This window comes from Pseudomonas sp. GW821-FHT09E12 (assembly GCF_059416085.1).
In genome coordinates this window covers 194,984-219,607 of the sequence record NZ_JBWKOM010000009.1, presented here as the reverse complement: position 1 = coordinate 219,607, position 24,624 = coordinate 194,984, and the positions used below count along the sequence as shown (strand labels likewise).

General features: G+C 61.3%; 22 protein-coding genes. 10 read left to right on the top strand and 12 right to left on the bottom strand.

Features of this window, described 5'->3' with window-relative positions:
• Positions 1-168 precede the first annotated feature (168 nt).
• On the top strand, positions 169-447 hold the full coding sequence (rpsT, locus tag AC07PQ_RS25105; protein ID WP_007924739.1) for a 30S ribosomal protein S20: 279 nt from the start codon (positions 169-171) through the stop codon (positions 445-447).
• 152 nt (positions 448-599) lie between these two features.
• Here rpsT and AC07PQ_RS25100 read toward each other — a convergent pair whose 3' ends face one another.
• The 5 genes from AC07PQ_RS25100 to rplU form a co-directional block, all read right to left on the bottom strand.
• Positions 600-1,064: a CreA family protein gene (locus AC07PQ_RS25100; protein WP_007924741.1), complete on the bottom strand. Its 465-nt coding sequence runs from the start codon at positions 1,062-1,064 to the stop codon at positions 600-602.
• 10 nt (positions 1,065-1,074) lie between these two features.
• Positions 1,075-2,193, bottom strand: coding sequence for a glutamate 5-kinase (proB, locus tag AC07PQ_RS25095; protein WP_493186526.1), 1,119 nt, complete (start codon positions 2,191-2,193; stop codon positions 1,075-1,077).
• 121 nt (positions 2,194-2,314) lie between these two features.
• Positions 2,315-3,538 (bottom strand): Obg family GTPase CgtA, encoded by a 1,224-nt coding sequence (gene cgtA / locus AC07PQ_RS25090; RefSeq protein ID WP_493186527.1) that lies wholly within the window; start codon positions 3,536-3,538, stop codon positions 2,315-2,317.
• Between the two features lie 195 nt (positions 3,539-3,733).
• Complete coding sequence (gene rpmA, locus AC07PQ_RS25085; RefSeq protein WP_003228360.1) at positions 3,734-3,991, bottom strand: 50S ribosomal protein L27; 258 nt, start codon at positions 3,989-3,991, stop codon at positions 3,734-3,736.
• 35 nt (positions 3,992-4,026) lie between these two features.
• Complete coding sequence (gene rplU / locus AC07PQ_RS25080) at positions 4,027-4,338, bottom strand: 50S ribosomal protein L21 (protein ID WP_007924746.1); 312 nt, start codon at positions 4,336-4,338, stop codon at positions 4,027-4,029.
• Between the two features lie 241 nt (positions 4,339-4,579).
• Here rplU and AC07PQ_RS25075 point away from each other — a divergent pair, with 241 nt between their 5' ends.
• The 3 genes from AC07PQ_RS25075 (at position 4,580) to AC07PQ_RS25065 (ending at position 6,520) form a co-directional block, all read left to right on the top strand.
• Complete coding sequence (locus AC07PQ_RS25075) at positions 4,580-5,548, top strand: polyprenyl synthetase family protein (protein ID WP_007924747.1); 969 nt, start codon at positions 4,580-4,582, stop codon at positions 5,546-5,548.
• Positions 5,549-5,698: 150 nt separating this feature from the next.
• Positions 5,699-6,040, top strand: coding sequence for a zinc ribbon domain-containing protein YjdM (locus AC07PQ_RS25070; RefSeq protein WP_007924748.1), 342 nt, complete (start codon positions 5,699-5,701; stop codon positions 6,038-6,040).
• Between the two features lie 207 nt (positions 6,041-6,247).
• A complete protein-coding gene (locus AC07PQ_RS25065) occupies positions 6,248-6,520 on the top strand; it encodes a PA4570 family protein (protein ID WP_007924750.1) in 273 nt (90 codons plus the stop codon).
• A gap of 98 nt (positions 6,521-6,618) precedes the next feature.
• Here the strand turns inward: AC07PQ_RS25065 and bamJ are convergent, their stop codons facing one another.
• From bamJ to AC07PQ_RS25050, 3 genes are all read right to left on the bottom strand, one after another.
• Positions 6,619-7,236, bottom strand: a complete 618-nt coding sequence (gene bamJ, locus AC07PQ_RS25060) for a BamJ family beta-barrel-assembly machinery protein (protein ID WP_007924751.1) — start codon at positions 7,234-7,236, stop codon at positions 6,619-6,621.
• A gap of 131 nt (positions 7,237-7,367) precedes the next feature.
• Positions 7,368-7,670, bottom strand: coding sequence for a DUF6482 family protein (locus AC07PQ_RS25055; protein ID WP_009045713.1), 303 nt, complete (start codon positions 7,668-7,670; stop codon positions 7,368-7,370).
• 135 nt (positions 7,671-7,805) lie between these two features.
• On the bottom strand, positions 7,806-8,294 hold the full coding sequence (locus AC07PQ_RS25050) for a TIGR00645 family protein (protein ID WP_007924753.1): 489 nt from the start codon (positions 8,292-8,294) through the stop codon (positions 7,806-7,808).
• A gap of 159 nt (positions 8,295-8,453) precedes the next feature.
• On the opposite strand from AC07PQ_RS25050, the gene AC07PQ_RS25045 reads away from it, so the two are divergent.
• Positions 8,454-10,286 (top strand): hypothetical protein, encoded by a 1,833-nt coding sequence (locus AC07PQ_RS25045; protein WP_493186528.1) that lies wholly within the window; start codon positions 8,454-8,456, stop codon positions 10,284-10,286.
• A gap of 32 nt (positions 10,287-10,318) precedes the next feature.
• Here the strand turns inward: AC07PQ_RS25045 and AC07PQ_RS25040 are convergent, their stop codons facing one another.
• Together AC07PQ_RS25040 and AC07PQ_RS25035 are read right to left on the bottom strand one after the other, a co-directional pair.
• Complete coding sequence (locus AC07PQ_RS25040; protein WP_007924756.1) at positions 10,319-10,630, bottom strand: PA4575 family protein; 312 nt, start codon at positions 10,628-10,630, stop codon at positions 10,319-10,321.
• Positions 10,631-10,840: 210 nt separating this feature from the next.
• Positions 10,841-13,279, bottom strand: coding sequence for a Lon protease family protein (locus AC07PQ_RS25035; protein ID WP_007924759.1), 2,439 nt, complete (start codon positions 13,277-13,279; stop codon positions 10,841-10,843).
• 273 nt (positions 13,280-13,552) lie between these two features.
• On the opposite strand from AC07PQ_RS25035, the gene AC07PQ_RS25030 reads away from it, so the two are divergent.
• From AC07PQ_RS25030 to AC07PQ_RS25015, 4 genes are all read left to right on the top strand, one after another.
• On the top strand, positions 13,553-14,041 hold the full coding sequence (locus AC07PQ_RS25030) for a DUF3015 domain-containing protein (RefSeq protein WP_007924760.1): 489 nt from the start codon (positions 13,553-13,555) through the stop codon (positions 14,039-14,041).
• Positions 14,042-14,135: 94 nt separating this feature from the next.
• Positions 14,136-15,989 (top strand): DUF7840 domain-containing protein, encoded by a 1,854-nt coding sequence (locus AC07PQ_RS25025; protein ID WP_493186529.1) that lies wholly within the window; start codon positions 14,136-14,138, stop codon positions 15,987-15,989.
• A gap of 94 nt (positions 15,990-16,083) precedes the next feature.
• On the top strand, positions 16,084-16,440 hold the full coding sequence (locus tag AC07PQ_RS25020) for a hypothetical protein (protein WP_009045718.1): 357 nt from the start codon (positions 16,084-16,086) through the stop codon (positions 16,438-16,440).
• A 72-nt stretch (positions 16,441-16,512) separates the two neighbouring features.
• Positions 16,513-17,007, top strand: coding sequence for a GreA/GreB family elongation factor (locus AC07PQ_RS25015; RefSeq protein WP_007924763.1), 495 nt, complete (start codon positions 16,513-16,515; stop codon positions 17,005-17,007).
• On the opposite strand, the gene gdhA is transcribed toward AC07PQ_RS25015, so the two are convergent.
• The gene (gdhA, locus tag AC07PQ_RS25010) at positions 17,004-18,341 is read right to left on the bottom strand and encodes an NADP-specific glutamate dehydrogenase (protein WP_274304684.1); all 1,338 of its coding nucleotides are present in this window, start codon (positions 18,339-18,341) and stop codon (positions 17,004-17,006) included. The two genes, AC07PQ_RS25015 and gdhA, sit on opposite strands and share 4 nt — an antisense overlap.
• A gap of 260 nt (positions 18,342-18,601) precedes the next feature.
• Entirely contained in the window at positions 18,602-20,266 is a 1,665-nt protein-coding gene (gene ettA, locus AC07PQ_RS25005; RefSeq protein ID WP_007924767.1) for an energy-dependent translational throttle protein EttA, read from the bottom strand.
• Between the two features lie 285 nt (positions 20,267-20,551).
• On the opposite strand from ettA, the gene AC07PQ_RS25000 reads away from it, so the two are divergent.
• Complete coding sequence (locus AC07PQ_RS25000; RefSeq protein WP_493186530.1) at positions 20,552-24,391, top strand: sensor domain-containing protein; 3,840 nt, start codon at positions 20,552-20,554, stop codon at positions 24,389-24,391.
• The last annotated feature ends 233 nt before the right edge of the window (positions 24,392-24,624 follow it).

Genomic DNA, 24,624 nt, shown 5'->3' with positions numbered 1-24,624 from the left:
AAGCTCGCGAGTTTACAGGTCAAGCGCCGGAAATAAATATCCCGCCTCTTCAGATCCAACCACTCAGCGGAACGCATCACCTGCCCTTGACAAGCCTTCAACTCATCGGCATGATTCGCGGCCTATTTTGTTTGCTATTTCCCAAAAAGTCTTTCGAGGAGCTCGACGGTGGCCAACTCACCTTCCGCCAAAAAACGTGCAAAACAGGCTGAGAAGCGTCGCAGCCACAACGCCAGCCTGCGTTCCATGGTTCGTACCTACATCAAGAATGTAGTTAAGGCCATCGACGCAAAAGACGCTGAAAAAGCGCAAGCTGCTTATGTTCTGGCCGTGCCAGTTATCGACCGCATGGCCGATAAAGGCATCATCCACAAGAACAAAGCTGCTCGCCATAAAGGTCGTCTGAATGGCCACATCAAGGCTCTGAACCTTGCTGCTGCAGCCTAAGCGACACGCTTGTTAAAAAACCGACCTCAGGGTCGGTTTTTTATTGCCTGCGATTTACTGCCTTGACCAGCAAACCACTATCGCCAGTAATCGAACATCGACCGGCAGCCCCCACAGGGAATAACCACTGCAGGAGCCAGCCCTAAAGACCGTTACGGAGTCTGCGCCCAAGGCAGGATCGGAATCGCCGTCACCGCATTCTGCGGACTGCCCTCGATCAACCGATCGCTATAGACCAGGTACACCAGGGTATTGCGCTTCTTGTCGAGGAAACGCACCACCTGCATGGTCTTGAACACCAGCGAAGTGCGCTCCTTGAATACCTCTTCGCCATCCTTGAGCTCACCCTTGAAGCTGATCGGGCCGACCTGACGACAGGCAATGGAGGCTTCGGCGCGATCTTCCGCCAGACCCAACCCACCCTTCACGCCACCGGTCTTGGCGCGCGACAGGTAGCAGGTCACGCCCTCCACCTTCGGATCGTCGAAGGCCTCGACCACAATGCGGTCATTAGGCCCGACAAATTTGAACACCGTCGACACCTGGCCGATTTCTTCAGCGCAGGCCAGCAGCGGCATCGCCAACAGCAACCCCAACAACCCTTTTGCTACACGCATTGGTTTTTCCTTAGACCAGAATCAGGTTGTCACGGTGAACCAGCTCGGGCTCAGCCATGTACCCCAACAAACCGACAATCGCATCAGAGGACTGACCGATGATTTTTTGCGCTTCCAGGGCGCTGTAGTTGGCCAGGCCGCGGGCGATTTCACGCCCGTCCGGCGCCACGCATACCACCATCTCGCCACGACGGAAGCTGCCCTGAACCAGCTTGACCCCCACCGGCAGCAAGCTTTTGTTGCCTTGGGACAAGGCCGACACCGCACCATCGTCCAACACCAGGGTGCCACGGGTTTGCAGGTGCCCAGCCAGCCATTGCTTGCGCGCCGCCAGCATGCCGCGCTCAGGCGACAGCAAGGTCCCCAGGCGCTCACCCGCCTTGAGACGATCCAGCACACGCTCCAGACGCCCACCGACAATGATGGTGTGCGCCCCGGAACGGGCTGCCAGACGCGCCGCGCGCAGCTTGGTCTGCATACCGCCACGCCCCAGCGCGCCACCCGTGCCACCCGCCACTGCGTCCAGCGCCGGATCGTCGGCACGCGCCTCGTAAATCAGCTGAGCATCGGGATTATTACGGGGGTCCGCATCGAACATGCCGTCGCGATCCGTGAGAATCACCAGCAGATCGGCCTCGACCAGGTTGGCCACCAGGGCCGCCAGGGTGTCGTTGTCGCCGAAGCGGATCTCATCGGTAACCACGGTGTCGTTTTCATTGATGACCGGAATCACCTTGAGCTCGACCAGCGCACGCAAGGTGCTGCGGGCATTGAGGTAACGCTTGCGGTCGGACAGGTCGTCATGGGTCAGCAGAATCTGCGCGGTGTGCAAGCCGTGCTCGGCAAAGCTCGACTCCCAGGCCTGCACCAGGCCCATCTGGCCAATGGCCGCGGCCGCCTGCAGCTCATGCATCGCACTCGGTCGTGCGGTCCAGCCCAGGCGGCTCATGCCGGCCGCGACCGCGCCGGAGGAAACCAATACCAGCTCGACACCGGCCCCATGCAAGGCCACCATCTGCTCGACCCAGACACCCATTGCCGCGCGATCCAGCCCTTTGCCGTCCGCCGTCAGCAGCGCACTGCCGATCTTCACGACCCAGCGCTGCGCACCTGTCACCTTACTCCGCATCTTCTTCAACCTTAGCTTGAGAGCCACGCGACCGAGCGCGCCCATAAAGTTATTCGTGGCTACGTTTCCCGGATACTAAAACGCCGCTCAGTGAGCGGCGCTTGTAGTTTACTGCAACGAATCAGTCGCGGACGTAAATGATTTCCGGACCATCTTCGTCATCCACATCTTCCTCATCCCAATCATCGTCGCCGATGTCGTGCACGCTCTTCACGCCGCTGCGGCGCAGGGCACGCTGGTCGTCCAGAGCCTGCAACTGGGCACGCGCCTCGTCCTCGATACGCTGATCGAGCTCAGCCAATTCGTCGGCGTAGGCCGGGTCGGCCGCCAGACGATCGGCACGATCTTCCAGATACCGCATGATGTCGCGACTCAGGCGCTCGGTACCGTCTTTGGAAATAGCCGAGATCACGTACACCGGACCGGTCCACCCCAGGCGATCGACGATCTCCTTGACCCGCGCCTCATGCTCTTCCTCGAGGATCTGGTCGCATTTGTTCAGCACCAGCCAGCGATCACGCTCAGCCAGGGACGGGCTGAACTTGGTCAGCTCATTGACGATCACTTCCGCCGCATCGGCCGGACTGCTTTCATCCAGTGGCGCCATGTCCACGAGATGCAACAGCAGACGAGTGCGCGCCAGGTGCTTGAGGAAACGGATCCCCAGGCCCGCACCATCCGAAGCGCCTTCGATCAGACCCGGAATGTCGGCGATCACGAAGCTCTTCCAGCGGTCGACACTGACCACGCCCAGGTTCGGCACCAAGGTCGTGAACGGATAGTCAGCCACTTTCGGCTTGGCCGCGGACACCGAGCGAATGAAGGTGCTCTTACCGGCATTCGGCAAGCCCAGCAGACCAACGTCCGCCAGCACTTTCAGCTCCAGCTTGAGGTCACGCTGCTCACCCGGCTTGCCCGGCGTGGTCTGGCGCGGCGCGCGGTTGGTACTGGACTTGAAACGGGTGTTACCCAGACCGTGCCAGCCGCCCTGCACCACCAGCAAACGCTGACCAGCCTTGGTCAGGTCACCGATCACTTCCTGGGTCCCGGCGTCGATCACCGTGGTGCCGACCGGTACGCGCAGCTCGAGATCCTCACCCTTCTTGCCAGTGCAATCGGTACTGCCGCCATTGGAGCCGCGCTCGGCATCGAAATGACGGGTGTAGCGGTAGTCCACCAGGGTATTGAGGTTTTCGTCGGCGATCATGTAGATCGAGCCGCCATCGCCACCATCACCACCGTTCGGACCACCGTTTTCGATGAACTTTTCCCGACGGAAACTCATGCAGCCATTGCCGCCGTCGCCAGCTTTTACTCGGATCGAAACTTCATCAACGAACTTCATAACAAAACGCCTCTCGCCGCACGGGCGAGCCGAAAAACACTAAGACATAAGACTCTTGCAAAAATGAGCGCAGCGACCCCGATCAACGGCCGTAACATCCAGCGCTGGCAGCCCATACAAACAGTTTTGCAAGAGACTCACCCCACAAACGAAAAAGCCCCGTCGCGAGACAGGGCTTTTCCAGCGATCGCGCAATTAAGCCGCGACGACGCTCACGTAACGACGACCGAAGGCGCCTTTTACTTCAAACTTGATCACGCCTTCGATTTTCGCGAAGAGGGTGTGATCCTTACCCATGCCAACGCCGTAGCCAGCGTGGAATTGGGTGCCGCGCTGACGCACGATGATGTTGCCGGCCTTGATGACCTGGCCGCCATACATCTTCACGCCAAGGCGTTTGGCTTCTGAGTCGCGACCGTTACGGGTACTACCACCAGCTTTTTTGTGTGCCATGAGTTCAATTCTCCTAGTGAGGAATTAGGCTGAAATTAAGCCTGAATACCGGTGATTTTGATCTCGGTGAACCACTGGCGGTGGCCCATACGCTTCATGTGGTGCTTACGGCGACGGAACTTGATGATGCGGACTTTATCGTGACGACCTTGGGAGATCACTTCAGCCTTGACGGTTGCGCCAGCAACAACAGGTGCGCCGATGTTCACGTCGTCGCCATTGGCAACCAACAGAACGCGGTCAAAAGTCACGGATTCGCCAGTGGCGATTTCCAGTTTTTCGATCTTCAGGTATTCACCTTCAGCGACCTTGTATTGCTTACCGCCGGTAACGATTACTGCGTACATGGTATTTCTCCGATAATCCTGCTCACCCAGCTCTTTATAAGAAGAGGTATTGGCTGGCATGGCTGCATGGGGCTGGAACGGCCCAAGTGCAATTGCGTAAGGCAGGTGCTGCCCAGGAAGTTCAGGGTGCGCGATTGTACGCAAGCTGTCTTGGCGATGCAAGGGGCCGTCCATCGCGCCTTGACAGCCCCGGACGTGGGTCCTAGCATGCCGCGCAACCCTTCTGGAGCACCTGTCGCTGATGCAACCCCAAGCTTTCTACCGCGCGGTGGCGGACGATTTTAGCGCCGTCGACGGCATCATCAAGAAGCAGCTGACCTCCCGAGTGCCGCTGGTATCGAAAATCGGCGACTACATTACCTCGGCCGGGGGTAAACGCCTGCGTCCTTTATTGGTGCTGCTGTGTGGCAAGGCCCTGGGTCGCGAAGGCGACGACCTGCGCCTGCTGGCCGCCACCATCGAATTCCTGCACACCGCCACCCTGCTGCATGACGACGTGGTCGACATGTCCGGCATGCGCCGCGGCCGCTCGACCGCCAACGCCATGTGGGGCAACGCCCCGAGCGTGCTGGTGGGCGACTTCCTGTACTCGCGCTCCTTCGAGATGATGGTCGAGCTGGGCTCGATGCCGGTGATGAAAATCCTTTCGCAGGCCACCCGCATCATCGCCGAAGGCGAAGTGCTGCAGCTGTCGAAAGTCCGTGATGCCAGCACCACCGAAGAAACCTACATGGAAGTCATCCGCGGCAAGACTGCGATGCTCTTCGAGGCCTCGACCCACAGCGCCGCCGCCCTGGCCGGCGCCACCGAAGAGCAGAGCGAAGCCCTGCGCACCTTCGGCGATCACCTGGGCGTGGCCTTCCAACTGGTGGACGACCTGCTCGACTACCGTGGTGACGCACAAACCCTGGGCAAGAACGTCGGCGACGACCTGGCCGAAGGCAAGCCGACCCTGCCGCTGATCTACACCATGCGCGAAGGCACGCCGGAACAGGCTGCCCTGGTGCGCCAGGCGATCCAGAAAGGCGGTATCGAAGACCTGGAAAGCATCCGCGCTGCCGTGGAGGCCTCCGGTTCCCTGGACTACACCGCGCAACTGGCCCGCGACTATGTCGCTCGCGCCATTGCCTGCCTGGAAGCCCTGCCGCCGAGCGAATACCGCGACGCGCTGGTGGAACTGAGCGAATTCGCCGTAGCCCGCACCCACTAAGATCCGACTGCACACAAGCCCGCTCCTGCCCTGCGCAGGAGCGGGCTTGTTCGTGATGCTTTCCCCCTCGATCCCCCGCTATACCCCTTCCCCAAGCAAAACCCTATATAATGTGCGCTTTTTTAGCCTTCCTGAATCCGAGGAGCCTTAGTGAGCACGCTGCCACCCTGCCCGAAATGCAATTCCGAATACACCTATGAAGACGGCGCCCAACTGGTCTGCCCGGAATGCGCCCACGAATGGTCCGCCAACGGCGAAGCCGAGGCCGCATCCGATGAAACCGTGAAAAAGGACTCGGTCGGTAACGTCCTGCAAGACGGCGACACCATCACCGTGATCAAGGACCTCAAGGTCAAGGGCACCTCGCTGGTGGTCAAGGTCGGCACCAAGGTCAAGAACATCCGCCTGTGCGATGGCGACCACGACATCGACTGCAAGATCGACGGTATCGGCCCGATGAAGCTCAAGTCCGAGTTCGTCCGCAAGGTCTGATATTCCGGCTATCGCCCCGTGCCAGGCACGGGGTGAAGCCCTCCCCGCTCCCGCTAGGCTCCCCTCATTTCCCGCTAAATATCAAAAGGCCAGCCCTTTTGACCCACAATAATTTCCACACAGAAAAAAGCAGAAACCGCCAATAGGTACTTGCTATTCATTGAATAAGAATTATTCTCATTGAAACCCATCAAGGAGATGAGACCCATGACTTATTTGATCGACGCATGGCTGGACCGCCCACACCCTTACCTGAGAATCCTGCATCGGGAAACCGGGGAAGTCTGTGCGGTACTGGAAGAAGAAGCCTTGAACGAGCTGCAGGATCAGGGCGACCTGGACCTCAACGGCCTGAGTTCCAGCGAACCAGTGGTGCTCAAGGAACTGGTGCGCAACCTGTTTCTGTTCTGCTATGCACGGGCCTTGCGCCCTACTGGAACAGCCGAAGGGCAAGGCCTGAGCGCAAAAATACGTCTATGACCCCACCTGACCCCTCTGCCAAGGCAAGCCTTCTCGCGATCCCTACACCGCAAACACGGCGTATGGATCGCGAGCAAGCTCAACCCGGCAGCTGAGGCTTACAGAACGTCGAGCAACTCGACGTCAAACACCAGAACGCTGTGCGGCGGGATGCTGCCAACGCCTTGCGCGCCGTAAGCCAGCTCGCTCGGCACGTACAGACGCCATTTGCTACCGGCATTCATCAGTTGCAGCGCCTCGGTCCAGCCAGCGATCACGCCGCCGACCGGGAATTCCGCAGGCTGGCCGCGCTCGTAGGAACTGTCGAACACGGTGCCGTCGATCAGGGTGCCGTGGTAGTGGGTACGCACGCTGTCTTCACGGGATGGCTTGGCGCCTTCGCCCTGGGTCAGCACTTCGAACTGCAGGCCGGAGGCCAGAGTGGTGATGCCTTCACGCTTGGCGTTTTCAGCCAGGAAAGCCAGGCCCGCACCAGCAGCGGCTTCAGCCTTGGCAGCGGCTTCGGCCTGCATGATTTCGCGGATCACCTTGAAGCTGGCGGACATTTCTTCCTGGCCTACACGGCTAGGCTTGCCGGCGAACGCGTCGGTCAGGCCAGCCAGGATGGCGTCCAGGCTCACGCCCGGTGGCGGGTTGTCACGCAGCTGGTCGCCCAGCTGACGGCCGATACCGTAGCTGACGCGGGTTTCGTCGGTGGACAGATTTACTTCGGACATGACACTGCTCCGCTGTGCGGACGGCTCGGAAATCCGCCGTGCGGACACAGCGCATCCCGGGACGCCCGGAACCAAAAGGGCGAGCAGACTAGCACAGATGCCATGGCGATGATGAACGTGCGTCCCGCCTGTCAGGCCGAGCGGACGGCGAGGGGCACCCGCAGGCTGTCATCGGTACCGGCCGAGAGGCCACACATCTCGTCATGCACTGAGGCATGGATCAGGTTGAAGGGCAGCTTGGGAAAGGCGTGCAACACTTCCCGGGCATGCTCCACCGAACGCAGATGCAACATCTGACCGTGGGCATCGCTCAACGGATAGGCCGCCCCATGCATCCGCGCCTCGAGCAGATAGATGCCGCCTTCGAGGGAGATCAGGTTCAGCTCGTCGATTTTTCCGGCGACGGCATAAGCATTCAACTCGTGCAGGTTCATGAGTGCACCTCGCGCAGTTCAAGCCCGTGACCTTTACAGGGATATGCCTCGGCCGGTAAAAGCACAAGCCACAAACGACGCCGCCCGTCCGTTTCACAACGGCCGGGCGGCGCGGCTACAGCGGTGACCAGGCGATCAGTGCTTGGTCAGCTTGTCCAGGTAGCCCATGGCGAAGGCCGAAATCACAAAGGTCATGTGGATGATCACGTACCACATCAGGTACTGCGGCTCGATGTTCTTCGCATCCATGAATACCCGCAGCAGATGGATCGAGGAGATCGCCACAATGGACGCGGCCACCTTCATCTTCAGAGAGGAGGAGTCCATCTTGCCCAGCCAGTTGAGCTTTTCCTTGTCCTCGTCGATGTCCAGCTGGGACACGAAGTTCTCGTAGCCGGAGATCATCACCATCACCAACAGGCCACCGACCAGCGCCATGTCGATCAACGACAGCAGCACCAGGATCAGATCGGACTCGGCCATGCTGAACACGTTGGGAATGACGTGGAAGACTTCCTGGAAGAACTTCAGGGCCAGGGCCAGCAGCCCCAACGACAGACCAAAGTAGATCGGCGCCAGCAGCCAGCGCGAGGCGTACATTGCATTCTCGATAAAACGTTCCATTGAATCTCACACAGGTCTGAAAACGGCGGCGAGTATATCAGCCGGCCAAAAGCCCATAAACCGCAACCAAATCCATTACCTGCGCGTCTGCCAAAGCGTTTTCTGCTAGTGTCGGAATCACGTGAACAGCTCAATGACATCGGACAGGAAGCCTGGAGAATGGATTTGCGATTGCCTTTGGCGGGTACCGGCCTGTGTATCGCGGTACTGCTCAGCAGCGGCTGCTCGCCCAGCGACGAGAAGCAGCAAGTCAGCCTGGAACAGAAAACCGCACAGTTCGAACAATCCCTGGACGCTATCCAGGACCCCAAGCTCAAGGACGCCATCGCCGATCTGGGCGGTTCGCTGTTACTGCTCGAACGCGCGCAACTGCGGCTCCAGAACAAGTCCATCGAGACCGAATACGGCGATGACGCCCTGGCCCTGCTCAAGCACTACCCCAGCCCGCAGGCGCTGGTCGACACCTACCTCAACGGCCTGTTCGTACTACGCAAGACCTCCAATTCCGACTACCTGACCGACCTGCAGCCGGTGTTTCCCTTCAGCTTCAACATGCCGGCGCAATTCCCCTTCCCCCACGGCCTGGAATGGCAATCCGTAACCCTGAGCAACGGCAAGGTCATCGCCTTCCAACCCGAATGGTCGGAAACCGATCCCGGCATCCAGTTGAGCCCGTCCAGCTCCAACCTGACCAACCCGGATGACCTGACGGTGACCTACCCGTTCATCGAAGGCCTGGAAGTCGAAAACAAGAACCAGCCCCAACCCGTGACGCTGCAAGGCAAGGCCGAAGTGATCGCGCCACACCAGGTCCTCACCTTCGAACTGGGCAAGGCCGATATCGGCAAGCAACGCAGCGACAAGAATGTCAGCGTGAAACTGCTGTCCCTGGACAAGAACAGCGCCGAAATCGAGTTGACCAACAGCGCCCCATTGTCGCCCGAACTCAGCGAGACGCCGCTCAACCCATTGCTGGTGCAGGCACGGGACACTACCGGGCAGATCCTTTCGCGCTCCGGGTCGATCAACGAAAACAGCCAACAGATCGCCTTCTACACCAAACAGCTCAGCGAAATGCAGAGGCAGAAGGCCTGGAGCCAAGCGTTCGAGCAGCAGCTCGAAAATGAGCGCAAAGCCTTCGAGCGCGAGCAGCACAGCCATTACACCAAGGTGTATTTCAACGGCCTGATCGACAAGCTCGAAGTCAATGTGCTGGACTTCTCCGCAGCCACCATCACTCGCAAAGACCTCAATCTGCCGGTGCGACGCTTCGACCCTCTGACCACCGACAGCAAGATCCAGCCCCTGCCCATGCCGGTAGTGGTGTATGACGATCAGGCACCGAACTACCTCAAGGGCGCCAATCTCGACCAAGAAACCTTGAAGAAAAGCGTGGTCGTTCATCAATCCACCGAAGACGCCAGCGCGGCGCGGATCGAGTTCGACCACCCGAGAACCTTCAATGACGAGTTGCTGGGCACGTCCTTTTCCACCGGCGACAGCCCCGTGACCTTCTTCACCCAGAACGAAAACGGCAAACGCGGCGAGCCCATCGAACTGCCATCGGAGGCAGTCGAGGTCGATCCGATGCGCAGCTCGATCACTTACGACCTGACCCTGTTCCCGGAAACCCCGGCTTACGCCGTCGGTGCGATCCCGCTGTTCCTGGCCAGCATCGAGAAGAAAGCCCTGCCCGTCAGCCAACTACCCAAAGGCCTGGAGCTGCGGGGCAATGCGCTGATCGTCGACCAGCGCCTGTTCCCGGCCGAGGCCTGGCGTTTCTACGCCAAGGAAGCCAGCGGCCAGTACCTGAAGGAGATTCTTGCAGTCAGCCATGAGGCGCCGGCAAACGGCCCGGCCTTGTTCGACGTGCATTACTTCTATGGACAGCCCACCGAGCTGGAAACCTACCAGCGCAGCGAACTCAATACCGTCGAATATGGCTTTGAGGTCAAGCTCGACAAGCTGGAGAACCCACCACCCGCCGAGTAGGACTCAGCGGTAGGGATTAATGGGAGATTGCGTCAATGGCGGCAGCGTTCGCCATTGATCTGCCGTAGTTGCGCCTGAAGGTGCAGGCACCAGATCTGCGGATCGTCGGCCAGCTCATAACCATGGGTGGTCAGGCTTTCGACGATGGAATCAAGGATGGATTCAGCCACGCTGGGACCGCAGAAAGGTCCCTGGGCCTTGATGGCCGAAGGTTGCTCGCCAGCCATTCCGGCCGCGAACAGTAGGGTCCACATTCCGTTATCTCCCGCCAGCGGGCGGATACTGCATTCGATACGGGTGACCAGGCCAAGACACTGGCGGGTAAGGCAGAGGTTGCGCGACATGGCGGCGACCCTCGGTAGATCCGGTATTCAGCCCTCATGTGAAGACTGTTTCGATCCAGTGACGACTGTCGTTCTCCTTGCCTGAGAATAGGAAGAAAAGCCTGAGAAGCAAAGTTGACCGGCTGAACAGGCGCCGAATGGTCTATTCACGAAAGTTGACGCCAGCGGACCGGCGCCGCGACGAAGGCCAAGCCCTCGCCGCGGCAAGGCTCATGCCGGCTTGGTTTGCGCCAATGCCTCTTGCGCCTGCTCTTTTTCCGCTTCCTTGAGGTCCTCCTCGCTGACCATTTCAGCGATGACCCGCAGGCGCTCCACCACCCGCGCGTTGACGCTGCCTTCCGGGAACTGGCCATCCGCATCCGGCTCGCCCGCGGGCTCGCCGACCAGCAGGCTCAGGGCCTCGTCAGCCTGGCGCACGGCATACACATGGAATTGCCCGGCGCGGACCGCCGCCAGCACCTTCTCATCGAGCATCAGGGTGGCGACGTTGGCGTGAGGAATGATCGCACCTTGCTCGCCCGTCAGGCCCCGAGCTTCGCAGAGGCGGAAGAAGCCTTCGATCTTCTCGTTGACCCCGCCAACCGCCTGCACTTCGCCGAACTGGTTGATCGATCCGGTAATGGCAAAACATTGCTTGAGCGGGGTTTTCGACAAGGCCGAGATCAGCGTGCATGCCTCGCCCAGCGACGCACTGTCGCCATCGACGTAACCGTAGGATTGCTCCAGCGCGATGCTTGCCGAGATCGCCAGGGGGAATTCCTGGGCGTAACGACTGCCCAGGTAGCCGGTGAGAATCATCACGCCCTTGGAGTGAATCGGCTGGCCGAGATTGACCTCGCGCTCGATGTCGACGATACCGCTGCCCCCCGGGTAGACCGTGGCGGAAATCCGCGCCGGCACGCCAAAGGCCGAGTCGCCCACTTCCAGCACCGTCAGCCCGTTGCACTTGCCCACGGCGGCGCCATCGGTGTCGATCAGAATGATCCCCGCCAGCATGTCGTCGAGAATCCGCGCCGAAACCCGCCCGGTACGGGTGGCCTTGGCTTTGAGCGCCCGTTCGATGTGCCCGGCATCGGTCATCTCGTCCGAGGCCAGGTGACGGATGAAGTCCGCCTCGCTGACCAGCTGGAACAGATCGCCAATACGCGCTGACAAGCGCCCCTGGTGCTCCGCCAGCCGGGCGCTGTAGGTTGCCAGACGCGCCACCGCATCCGCGGTCAGCGGCGCCATGCCTTCTTCGGAGGTGCGGGTTTTCAGCAACTGGGCGAACTGTTCGAGGCTCTCGTCCACCATCGGGATGTCTTCGTCGAAGTCCACCAGTACGCGGAACATTTCCTGGAAGTCCGGATCCAGGTCCTGCAGCGTGTAGTACAGCTGGCGGGCACCAATGATCACGACCTTGACCTGCAACGGGATGTGTTGCGGGGTCAGGGTCACGGTGGCCAGGCGCCCCAGTTCGCCCAGCGGCGACTCCATCTTCAGCTTGCGCGATTGCAGGGCCCGCTTGAGGGCATCCCAGACAAAGGGTTCGCTGAGCATCTTCTCGGCTTCGAGAATCAGGAAACCGCCATTGGCCCGATGCAGGGCACCCGGACGCAACTGCCGGTAAGTGGTGTAGAGCGCGCCCTGGTCGGTGCTGTATTCGATGCGACCAAACAGGTTGTCGTAGGTCGGGTGCGGCTCGAACACCACCGGCGCGCCGCCACTGGCCGGGTGACCGACCACCAGGCTCGGGCCGTACTGTTCTTCCAGCAGCTTGCGGGCCACTGCGTCGGTCTTGCTGTCGTCCACCAGTTGCTCGACCACAGTCTTGAGCAGGTACACCTGCATGGCTTGCAGGTAACCGCATACACCGGCGTTTTCCGCGTACTTCTCGGACAGCGGCGCCAGCAGCGGCTGCAAGGCCAGGGTGATGGTTTCTTCGTTGAGGTGACGCAGCTGGTTGCTCGACTCGCGCTTCCACTGCGGCAGGCTCGCCAGTTCTTCGTTGAGGCGCTCTTCCAGGGCGGAAATGTCCTCATGGAAACGCTCGCGATCGGCTTCGGGCAATTGCGCGAACTCGGCCTCGTCCAGCGCCTTGCCGTCGAGCATCGGGGTGAAGGCGATATTGCTGCTGTCGCGGTACAGCGCGACGTCCTTCTCCAGCGCCAGGCGCTCGATAACGTCGAGGGCACGGTCGTAACGCTGGTTGAACGCGCGGTCGATGGCGCTTTTCTTCTGTTGATAGGACGGATGCTCGAAGACCGCCGGAAAGGTCGCCAGCAAATTGTCGATCAGGCCGTTGATGTCACTGATGAACGCACCCGCGGCCCCCGAAGGCAGCTCCAGCGCGCGTGGCTCGCGCGGCTCATCGAAATTGTTGACGTAGACCCAGTCGGACGGGGTCTGCAGACGTTTGCCTTCAGCCTTCAGGTAGCGTTTGACGAAAGAGAAGCGGCCAGTGCCGGGCTCGCCCATGACAAAGACGTTGTAACCGGGGCGTGGCATGGCCACACCGAACTGCAAGGCTTCGACCGCACGTTCCTGGCCAAGCACACCGCGAAAGGGCTCCAAATCATTGGTGGTCGAGAAGCTGAACTGTTCAGCGGAAAACGGACGGGTCAGCGCTTCGGGCGCTAGACGCAAGCTGGCAGCAACAGGATCAGGCATCGGGCTTCCTTACATCAGGCGGGGCAGATGGGGCATTCTGGCGCCGGGTACAGCGGCTGGCAAGGCGCGACGCAGCGAAAGCGCGGGCAAATCCCCGGCCCCACGCAGACAGCATAAAAACCGTCTATTTCAAGGAATGTCATGCAAAAAAACACGGAACCCTTGGAATCTGCCTAAACTCCAAGCTGCGCGGCTGGACTAATAACCGGCCCACTGGCGCCGACATGGGCCAGAACCCTTGTCCATTGGTTTGCACATAAAGAGAACAAAGCTATGAAACGGATTCTTCTCGGTACTCTCTTCACCGCTGTTTCCATCAATGCAATGGCCCAAGCGCCAGGCGGTCCGGATTGTGGGTGGGGCAACCTGCTGTTCGAAGGACAGCGCGGCACTCCGGCTCACTTCCTGGCCTCCACCACCAACGGCACCTCCGGTAACGCGACCTTCGGTATGACTTCCGGCACCAACGGCTGCTCGACCAACAGCGCGCTGACTTACGGCGGCAAATCCTGGTTTGCCATGAATGGCATGATGAACGAGCTCTCCGAAGACATGGCCAAAGGTGAAGGCGAAGCGCTGACCACCTACGCCGTGGTCCTGGGCGTCGCTCCTGAAGACCGCGCGCACTTCGCCGCGGTCACCCACGAGCACTTCCAGCAGATCTTCAGCAAAGCCGATGTGACCGCGGAAGATGTGCACACCAACACCCTGGCCGTGCTGAAAAGCGATGCACGCCTGGCCAAGTACGCCACCCCGGCTTAATCTCGACCCGCCCGCTCTTCTCGGGGAGCGGGCTTTTGTTTTTCGGACATGACCCCTCCCGGGTCTTTGTTTTTTCCGACTCAAGTTGCCCACCATGCTCAAACGCCTTGCCTCCCTGGCGCTCTGTGTCTGCGCCCCGCTGTCCGCCGCGCCACAAATCGACCACTCACGTTTGCAGCAACTGGCCAGCGATCCGTTCTGGATTTCCCTTGGCCACTACGAAACCGCCAAGCTCGGTGGCTGGCGCAGCTATGTCAGCGACCCGAAGTTTTTCCTCGCCAAAGACGGTGCCGAACACCCCGACGCCGAACTCAAGGCCACCCTTGACGCGCTCTACGCCCCCGCCAGCAGCGGCAACCAGCATGCTCAATGCGTGTACCCCGCCCGCACCCGCTGGCTCAAGGCCCAGCTGCGCCTGAGCGATCTGCCGGCGGTGGACTGCAATGAGTTCAACCAGTGGTTCAAGGACGTCTCGCCCCACAGCACGGTGATGATTTTCCCGGCGGCCTACCTGAACAGCCCGTCGTCGATGTTCGGCCATACCCTGCTGCGCATCGACCAGGCCGACGTCCAAAGCAACCACACCGCCCTGCTCAGCTACGCGATCAACTTCGGCGCCTATATCGAAGGCTCGGACAACAGCATTCTCTATGCCTGGAAAGGCCTGATGGGCGGCTATCCCGGCCTGTTCGCCCTGGTGCCCTACCAGGAAAAGCTCTCGGAGTACCGCAGCCTGGAAAACCGCGACCTGTGGGAATACCGGCTGAACCTGACCCAGGCCGAAACCGAACGCATGGTCGAGCACGTCTGGGAACTGAAGCAGATCAAGTTCGACTACTTCTTCTTCGACGAGAACTGCTCCTACCGCTTGCTCGAGCTGCTGCAGGTCGCCCGTCCGAGCCTGCGCCTGACCGGGCAATTCCCGCTGACGGCGATTCCTACCGACACCGTCAAGGCGGTGAAGGAAGCCGGCCTGGTGGAGAAGATCGAATATCGTCCGTCCCGCGAACGTGAGCTGCTCGAGCGCGCCAAGCCGCTGAGCAGCGACGAACAGCAATGGGTGCTGAAGGTCAGCGCCGACCAGCAACAGTTGCAGGAGCCGGCCTTCAAGGCCCTGCCACGAGACCGCCAGGCGTTGATCATCGATGCGGCCTATCGCCTTGAGCGCTACCGGGCCAACGGTCAAGAGCGCGATCCGCAACGGGCGCAGCGCAGTTTCGAGCTGTTGCGGGCGATCAACCGCAACCCGCCGCCCGAACTGTCCATCGAACGCCCTGGCCTGCCGGAAGACGGCCATGAATCGCGCACCTGGCAGGTCGGCGTGGGCACCCGCGGCGACCAGGCCTTTGGCGAATACGGGCTGCGCATGGCCTATCACGACCTCAATGACAACGCCGAAGGTTTCCCCCTGGGCGCACAGATCGAAATCCTGCAGATGAAGCTGCGCCAGTACGAAGGCAACAATTGGCAGCTACAGCAACTGGACCTGGCGACCATTCGTTCGCTGACGCCGCGTAACGAACTGCTGCAACCCTGGTCCTGGCAGGTCACCGGCGGCCTGGAGCGGGTGCCGGGCAAACACGACGATGAAACCCTGGTCAGCCATGTCAACGGTGGCGGTGGCGGCACCTGGCAGCTCAGCGAGAACATGCTCGGCTTCGCCCTGGGCACCGTGCGCGTCGAGCACAACGCCGATTTCGCCGGTTTCATCACCCCGGCGGCCGGCTTCAACACCGGCCTGCTGTGGAAAAACCCGTTGGGCAATTTCAGCGTCGAAGCCAAGGGCGATTACTTCACCAATGGCGAGGTGCGTCGCAGCCTGAGCCTCAACCAGCAATGGGAGCTGTCGCGCAACCTGGGCCTGCGCCTGAGCGCCCAGCGCGAGTTCAGCCACTTGGCCACGGCGGAAAACGAGGTGATGCTGGAACTGAAGTGGTACCACTACTGACGCCCGGTAGCATTCTCACCGTGCTTTCACAGACCACTGACGAATCCCCTTCTAGACTTTCTCTATCAGCCGTTGAACGGCGTGGGAGTCAGAGATGTGGCGGTATGCGGTAGTGGCAGCGTTGCTGGCGTTGATGACCGGTTGCGAGACGACCCACGAGCAGTTGCTCAAGCAGGGTTATCCGCCGGCCTTCGCCGACGGCTTCGATGATGGCTGCGCCAGCGGTCGCCAGGCCGCCGGGGCGATCAACGGCGAATTTCGCAAGAACGTGCCGCGCTACCTCAAGGACCCGCAATACGCCGAAGGCTGGAGCGACGGCTTTCGCCAGTGCCAGGCCATGCTGGAAAACCAGGACCGCAACGATTATCGGGAACGTCACTGGGACGAACGCGAACGCGCCTGGCAAGAAGAAAAAGACCGCGACGCCGCGCGAGCCTATCGCTCACAGTAAGTCGCTTTCAGGCATGGCCAGAAACCAAAAGGCTGCGACCATGGCCCACACCTCCATTACGGGAAAACGCCCATGAGCCGAGCCTTCGTCAATGAGGAACTGACTGCCGCCCAGGCCGACCAACCCGTGGAACGGCAGATCAGCGCGCAGCCCAACTACGTCACCCCGCAGGGCCTGAGCGAACTGCAGGCCAAGGTCGCGTTCCTACAAACCCGGCACAACGAACAATCGGCGCTGGGCGACCAGGCGGACCCACAGCAGCTGGCCGATATCGAACGCGACCTGCGCTACTTCAACCAGCGCCTGCAAAGCGCCCAGGTGGTTCCCCAGGCGACATCGCGGTCGAAAGTGCAGATCGGCAGCCGGGTCATCTTCGCCGACGAGCACGGCACCGAGCAGTGTGTGCAACTGGTGGGAGAGGATCAGGCCGATGTCGCCAAGGGCCTGATCAATTGGGGCTCGCCGCTGGGCCGGGCGCTGCTGGGCACCCAGCTTGGCGATGAAGTGCTGTGGCAGCGGCCGGCGGGCGATCAGTTGATCGAGGTGATCCGCATCGACCCGGCTTAAACCACGCCCTGGGCCAGCATGGCATCGGCGACCTTGACGAAGCCGGCGATGTTGGCCCCTTTGACGTAGTTGATCCGGCCGTTTTCTTCGCCGTAATGCACGCAGGCGTGGTGGATCGACTGCATGATGCCGTGCAGCTTGCTGTCCACCTCGCCGGCGCTCCACAGCAGGCGCATGGCGTTCTGCGACATCTCCAGCCCGCTGACCGCCACGCCACCGGCGTTGGACGCCTTGCCCGGGGCGAACAGAATGCCGGCCTCGATAAAGATATCCACAGCCTCCAGGGTGGTCGGCATGTTCGCCCCTTCAGCCACGCACATGCAGCCGTTGCGCAGCAGCGTGCGTGCCGACTCGGCGTCCAGTTCGTTCTGGGTGGCGCACGGCAGCGCGATGTCGCACGGCAACTCCCAGGGGTGCTGTCCGGCAAGGAACTCGAGGTTGAACCGCGTCGCCAGCTCGCTGATGCGCCCGCGCTTGACGTTCTTCAGCTCCAGCACCGCCTGCCATTGCTCCTCGGTCAGCCCGGCCTCGCAGTACAGCGTGCCTTCGGAGTCCGACAGGGAGATCACCTTGCCGCCCAGGTCCATGACCTTGCGCGCGGCGTATTGCGCCACGTTGCCGGAGCCGGAAATCGCCACGCGCTTGCCCTCCACCCGCTCGTCACGGCGCTTGAGCATTTCTTCGGCGAAGTACACGCAGCCAAAGCCGGTAGCCTCCGGACGGATCAGGCTGCCGCCGTAACTCATGCCCTTGCCGGTCAGCACCGAAGTGAACTGATTGCTCAGGCGCTTGTACTGGCCGAACAGGAAGCCGATTTCCCGGGCGCCCACGCCGATATCCCCCGCCGGCACGTCCACGTCCGAACCGATATGGCGATACAGCTCGCTCATGAAGGCCTGGCAGAAGCGCATCACCTCGGCGTCGCTCTTGCCCTTCGGATCGAAGTCCGAGCCGCCTTTGCCGCCGCCCATGGGCAGCGAAGTCAGGGAGTTCTTGAAGGTCTGCTCGAAGGCGAGGAATTTCAGCACCCCCAGATTGACCGAAGGGTGGAAGCGCAAACCGCCCTTGTACGGGCCGATAGCGCTGTTCATCTGGATGCGGAACCCGCGATTGACCTGGACCTTGCCCTGATCGTCGACCCACGACACACGAAACACCACCGCCCGCTCCGGCTCACAGATGCGCTCGAGAATGCCCGAGGTCAGGTAATGCGGATTGGCCTCCAGGAACGGCCACAGGCTGCGCAGCACCTCTTCCACCGCCTGGTGGAATTCAGGCTGGTCCGGGTCGCGTTTTTTCAAGCGGGCGAGGAAGTCTTCGACGGATTCGATCATGGGAAAGTCTCGGCAAATTTATTGTCGTTAACGCAGATTTGCCCGGGACTTTAGCAACTCGAACAGCACCATGACAGAGCAAAATGTCGCAGTTATGAATTTAAATGGTGCAATTGATATAAATTTTTCGCCATTTTCAGCATTTCACGCACCATTCAGGGGATCCGAATCACCAATAACGCCCCATGTTGGCGAACCCAAAAAACAGGCAAAAAAAACGGAGCCCGAAGGCTCCGTTTCTTTCAAGCAACTTGCCCGGATCAGGCCAGTTTCTTGTAACGCACGCGGTGCGGTTGGGCTGCCGCGTCGCCGAGGCGCTTCTTGCGATCGGCTTCGTACTCGGTGTAGTTGCCTTCGAAGAACACCGCTTGCGAGTCGTCTTCGTACGCCAGGATGTGGGTCGCGACACGGTCAAGGAACCACCGGTCGTGGGAGATCACAATGGCGGCGCCCGGGAAGTCCAGCAGGGCTTCTTCCAGGGAACGCAGGGTTTCGACGTCGAGGTCGTTGGACGGTTCGTCGAGCAGCAGGACGTTGCCGCCCTCTTTCAGGGTCAGGGCCAGGTGCAGGCGGCCACGCTCACCACCGGACAGGTCCTTGACGAACTTCTGCTGGTCGCCGCCCTTGAAGTTGAAGCGACCGACGTAGGTACGCGACGGGATCTCGTAGCTGCCGATGCGGATCTGGTCGGAACCGTCGGAGATCTGCTGGAACACAGTCTTGCTGCCGTCCAGGTCTTCGCGGCTCTGGTCGACGCAAGCCAGCTGCACGGTTTCGCCGACTTCGATGCTGCCCGAGTCCGGCGTTTCCTTGCCCATCAGCATACGGAACAGGGTGGACTTACCGGCGCCGTTACCGCCGATCACGCCGACGATGGCGCCTTTTGGCATGGAGAACGACAGGTTGTCGATCAGCACGCGATCGCCGTAGCCCTTGGTGACGTTCTTGAACTCAATGACCTTGTCGCCCAGGCGCGGACCGGCCGGGATGTAGATCTCGTTGGTCTCGCTGCGCTTCTGGAATTCCTGCGATTGCATTTCTTCGAAGCGGGCCAGACGGGCCTTGGATTTCGATTGGCGAGCCTTGGCGCCCTTGCGCACCCACTCCAGCTCTTCCTTCATGGCCTTTTCATGGGCCGACTGCTGCTTGGATTCCTGGGCCAGACGATCGGACTTGGCTTCCAGCCAGCCCGAATAGTTGCCCTCGTAAGGAATACCGGCGCCGCGGTCGAGCTCGAGAATCCAGCCGGCGACGTTGTCCAGGAAGTAACGGTCGTGCGTGATCGCAACCACGGTGCCCGGGAAATCATGGAGGAAGTGTTCCAGCCAGGCCACGGAATCGGCGTCCAGGTGGTTGGTCGGTTCGTCGAGCAGCAGCATGTCCGGAGCGGACAGCAGCAGGCGGCACAGGGCCACGCGACGCTTTTCACCACCGGACAGGTGTTCGACCTTGGCGTCCCAGGCCGGCAGGCGCAGCGCATCGGCGGCGACTTCCAGCTGGCGCTCCAGGTTGTGGCCATCGCTGGCCTGCAGGATCGCTTCGAGCTTGGCCTGTTCGGCGGCCAGCTTGTCGAAGTCGGCATCCGGATCGGCGTAGGCCGCGTAGACCTCGTCCAGGCGCGCCTGGGCGTCCTTGATCACGCTGACCGCTTCCTCGACCACTTCACGCACGGTCTTGGTCGGATCCAGCTGAGGCTCCTGAGGCAGATAGCCGATGTTCAGCTCGGGCATCGGACGGGCTTCGCCCTCGAACTCGGTGTCGACGCCGGCCATGATTTTCAGCAGGGTGGACTTACCCGAACCGTTGAGGCCCAGCACGCCGATCTTGGCGCCCGGGAAGAACGACAGAGAGATGTTTTTCAGGATTTCCCGCTTCGGCGGAACAACTTTTCCCAGCCGATGCATGGTGAAGACGTATTGAGCCATGATGAACCTAGCGTCAGTGACTGATGAATGGAGAGCGGGCGAAGCCCGGGCCAGGCCATGCGCGGCGCCGGCATTTGATCGTGATCAATGCCTGCGTACGGAAAAAGCCTGATTGTCTGGAGCTGGAGCGCTCCCGCGTAACCGGCAAAGCTACCTCAATGGCCGGGCAAGGTCCAGCCAGCCGGGACTGGCACTTTGCCACAACTCAAGGCATGCTAGCCGCCCTTCGGGCGTCCGGCTTATAGTGCACGTCGCGCCAGTCCAGCCAAACCGCAGGATCACAGTTTGTCCAATGCCACTCCGCCCTTTTCCCTGCGCGCACCTGCACCTGCGTCCGGCTCGCCCCTGCGCGGCACCCTGAAAGGCGTGCTGGCGACCCTGGTCCTGCTGCTGCTCGCCCTGCTGTTCTGGCAACTGCTCGACCAACTGCAACAGACCCGCAAAGACCAGCGTCAACACGCGATCGACTACAACGCCGACCTGGCCGAGCACATCAGCCTCAACCTGGCACTCAATGCGCAGATCGCCCTCAACCTGCTGCCAATCGTCGAGCCGCCCCAGAATGCCGAACAGCAACAACTGCTGCTGAAAAGGCTGCAGCTGTCCCTGCCCGACCTGCAAAGCATCGCGCTGCTGGATGCCAAGGGCCAGCTCATCAACGACAGTGGCGCCGACGGCCAGGACGCCGCATGGCTCGCCGAGCTGACCAGCCGCAGCCGCGGCCAGCGCTACTACTACAGCAACGCCACCAACGGCGCGCTGGTACAGCTGCTGTTGCACCAGCCCAGCGGCGCCCTCAAGAGTTACTGGGTGCTGCGCCTGGCACCGTCTTTCGTCCAGTCCCTGGAGCCCAGTCCCGACCAGGGTTTTCACCCGACCTGGGTCATTGAAAACCGCCTGAACCAGAAAACCCTCAGCCGCGACGACGGCAGCAACACCCCGGTGAGCACCGACGACATAGCCAACAGCGTGCTGGTCGCGCCACTGGGCAATAGCGACTGGCAATTGCGCGGCCTGTTCGACGATCGCGCGGTGATCGAGCAACTGTTGCCGGCGTTTATCGCCAAGTGCCTGCTGGGGCTGGCGTTTTCCCTGCTGCCGGTGATCGCGTTGCTGAACATGCGCCGCCGCCAGCGTCAGTTGCACGAAGGGCGTCGGCGCTATCAGGATATTTTCGAAGGCACCGGGGTCGCTCTCTGTGTCCTGGATATCTCCGGGCTGCCGGCGTTTCTCGACAAGGCGCAACTGCACGACAGCGAACAGCTCAAGGCCTGGCTGGAGCACAGCCCACAGCAGCGCCAGCTGCTGCTTGAAGAACTGCGCGTCACCGAGGTCAATCAGGTGGCCCTGCGGCTGCTCAACGTCGACTCCTGCGAGCAGGCCTGGAAACTGCTGATCGAAGGCAGCCCGCTCCACAACAGCGCCATCGGCAACCAGCTGCTGGAGACCGTGATCAACCAGCACAAACAGCTGGAGCTGGAAATCCGCCTCAGCGACGCCCAGGGCCACGACCAGCATCTGTGGCTGGTACTGCGCCTGCCGGAAGACCCCTGCGACTATCGCGCGGTGATCCTCAGCATCAGCGACATCACCAGCCGCAAGCTCATCGAGCTGTCGCTGCTGGAGCGCGAGGGTTTCTGGTCGGATGTGGTGCGCACCGTGCCGGACCACCTGTATGTGCAGGACGTCATCAGCCAGCGGATGATCTTCAGCAACCATCACCTAGGCCAGACCCTCGGCTACAACAAGACCGAACTGCACCAGATGGGCGAGTATTTCTGGGAAATCCTCCTGCACCCGGAAGACGCCGACCTCTATCACCGCCTGCGCCAGGAACAGCGGCATGCCGGCTACCTGCAGTTGCTGCAGTGCCACTTGCGCTTTCGCCACCGCAGCGGCCAATGGCGCTGTTTCGACATCCGCGAACAGGCCCTGGCGCGGGACAAGTACGATCAGGTCACGCGCATCATCGGCGTGGCCAAGGACATCACCGACCAGATCGAGGCCAGCGAATCCCTGCGCGACAGCGAACGACGCTATCGCATGCTCGCCGAAAGCATCAGCGACGTGATTTTCTCCACCGACAGTAAGATGGCCCTCAACTATGTCAGCCCCTCGGTGCAGTCGGTACTGGGTTATGACGTGGAGTGGATCTTCCAGAACGGCTGGCAATCGACCATCGCCAACCCGCAGCAACTGACCGGCATCTACGCCCTGATGGAGCGGGTCAGCAAGGCCCTGGACAAGCCCGAGCAACTGGCACGCCTGCGTAACCAGGTGCAGACCCAGTTGTTCCTGTTCGACTGCCTGCGGGCCGACGGGCGCAAGATTCCGATCGAGTTGCGCCTGGTGCTGGTGTGGGACGAACACGGCGCTTTCGAAGGCGTGCTCGGGGTCGGCCGCGATATCAGCCAGCAGCGTCGCGCGGAAAAAGACTTGCGCATGGCGGCCACGGTATTCGAGCACTCGACCTCGGCGATCCTGATCACCGACCCGGCGGGCTACATCGTCCAGGCCAACGAGGCGTTCAGCCGGGTCAGTGGCTACGCGGTGTCCCAGGTGCTCGACCAGTTGCCGAACATGCTCACCGTCGACGAACAGCAGGAAGCCCACCTGCGCTATGTGCTCAAGCAGCTGCACCAGCACAGCACCTGGGAAGGCGAGGTCTGGCTCAAGCGTCGCAACGGCGAGCACTATCCGGCCTGGGTCGGCATCACCGCGGTACTCGATGACGAAGGCGACCTGGCCAGCTACGTATGCTTCTTCACCGACATCAGCGAACGCAAGGCCAGCGAACAGCGCATTCACCGCCTGGCCTACTACGACGCCCTGACCCACCTGCCCAACCGCACCCTGTTCCAGGACCGCCTGCACACCGCCCTGCAATCGGCGGAGCGGCAGAAGTCCTGGGTGGTGCTGATGTTCCTCGACCTGGACCGTTTCAAGCCGATCAACGACTCCCTGGGCCACGCCGCGGGCGACCGGATGCTCAAGGAGATGGCCACCCGCCTGCTCGATTGCGTCGACGATGACGACACCGTGGCGCGCATGGGCGGCGATGAGTTCACCCTGCTCCTGCAACCGCGGAGCAGCCGCGAGATCGCCCTGAACCGGGCGATCCACGTTGCCGAACAGATTCTTGCCAGCCTGGTGAAGCCGTTCGTGCTCGAAGGCCGTGAGTTCTTCGTCACCGCCAGTATCGGCATCGCCCTGAGCCCGCAGGACGGCAACGAACTGAGCCAGCTGATGAAAAACGCCGACACCGCGATGTACCACGCCAAGGAGCGCGGCAAGAACAACTTCCAGTTCTACCAGGCCGACATGAACGCCAGCGCCCTGGAACGCCTGGAGCTGGAAAGCGACCTGCGCCACGCCCTGGAACAGCAGGAATTCATTCTCTACTACCAGCCGCAGTTCAGCGGCGACGGCAAGCGCCTGACCGGCGCCGAGGCCCTGCTGCGCTGGCGCCATCCGCGACGCGGGCTGGTACCGCCGGGGGACTTCATCCCGGTGCTCGAAGAACTGGGGCTGGTGGTGGATGTCGGCGACTGGGTTATCAGCGAAGCCTGTCGCCAGCTCAAGGCCTGGCACCAGGCCAAGGTCCGGGTGCCGAAGGTCTCGGTGAACATCTCGGCCCGGCAATTCTCCGATGGCCAACTGGGCATGCGGATCGCCACCATCCTCAAGGACACCGGCCTGCCGCCAGCCTGCCTGGAGCTGGAGCTGACCGAAAGTATCCTGATGCGCGAAGTCAGCGAGGCGATGCAGATCCTCGACGGGCTGAAGAACCTCGGCCTGAGCATCGCAGTCGACGACTTCGGCACCGGTTATTCATCGCTGAACTACCTCAAGCAATTCCCCATCGATGTCTTGAAGATCGACCGCACCTTCGTCGACGGCCTGCCGTCCGGCGAGCAGGACGCGCAGATCGCCCGCGCCATCATCGCCATGGCCCACAGCCTGAACCTGGCAGTGATCGCCGAGGGGGTGGAAACCCATGAGCAATTGGACTTCCTGCGCGAGCACGGCTGCGACGAAGTCCAGGGTTACCTGTTCGGCCGGCCGATGCCGGCCAACAGCTTCGAAGGGCAGTTCAGCAACGACGCGCTGTTCATGTTCGATTGACCCCGGGTATCGCCTTCCCTGTAGCCGCTGCCGCAGGCTGCGATAAGGCCGAAGGCCTTCTGGCCTCAAGAGCACGACCACTGCGTGGTCGATCGCAGCCTGCGGCAGCGGCTACAGGACTCAGCCTGGGCAGCTCATGAACACCACTTGTCTGCGACATGATGTCCTTTCATATGCCATCTAAAACCCGTTGGGTTAGAATGCCCCCCTTTTCTGCCCCGATCCTTGAGGAC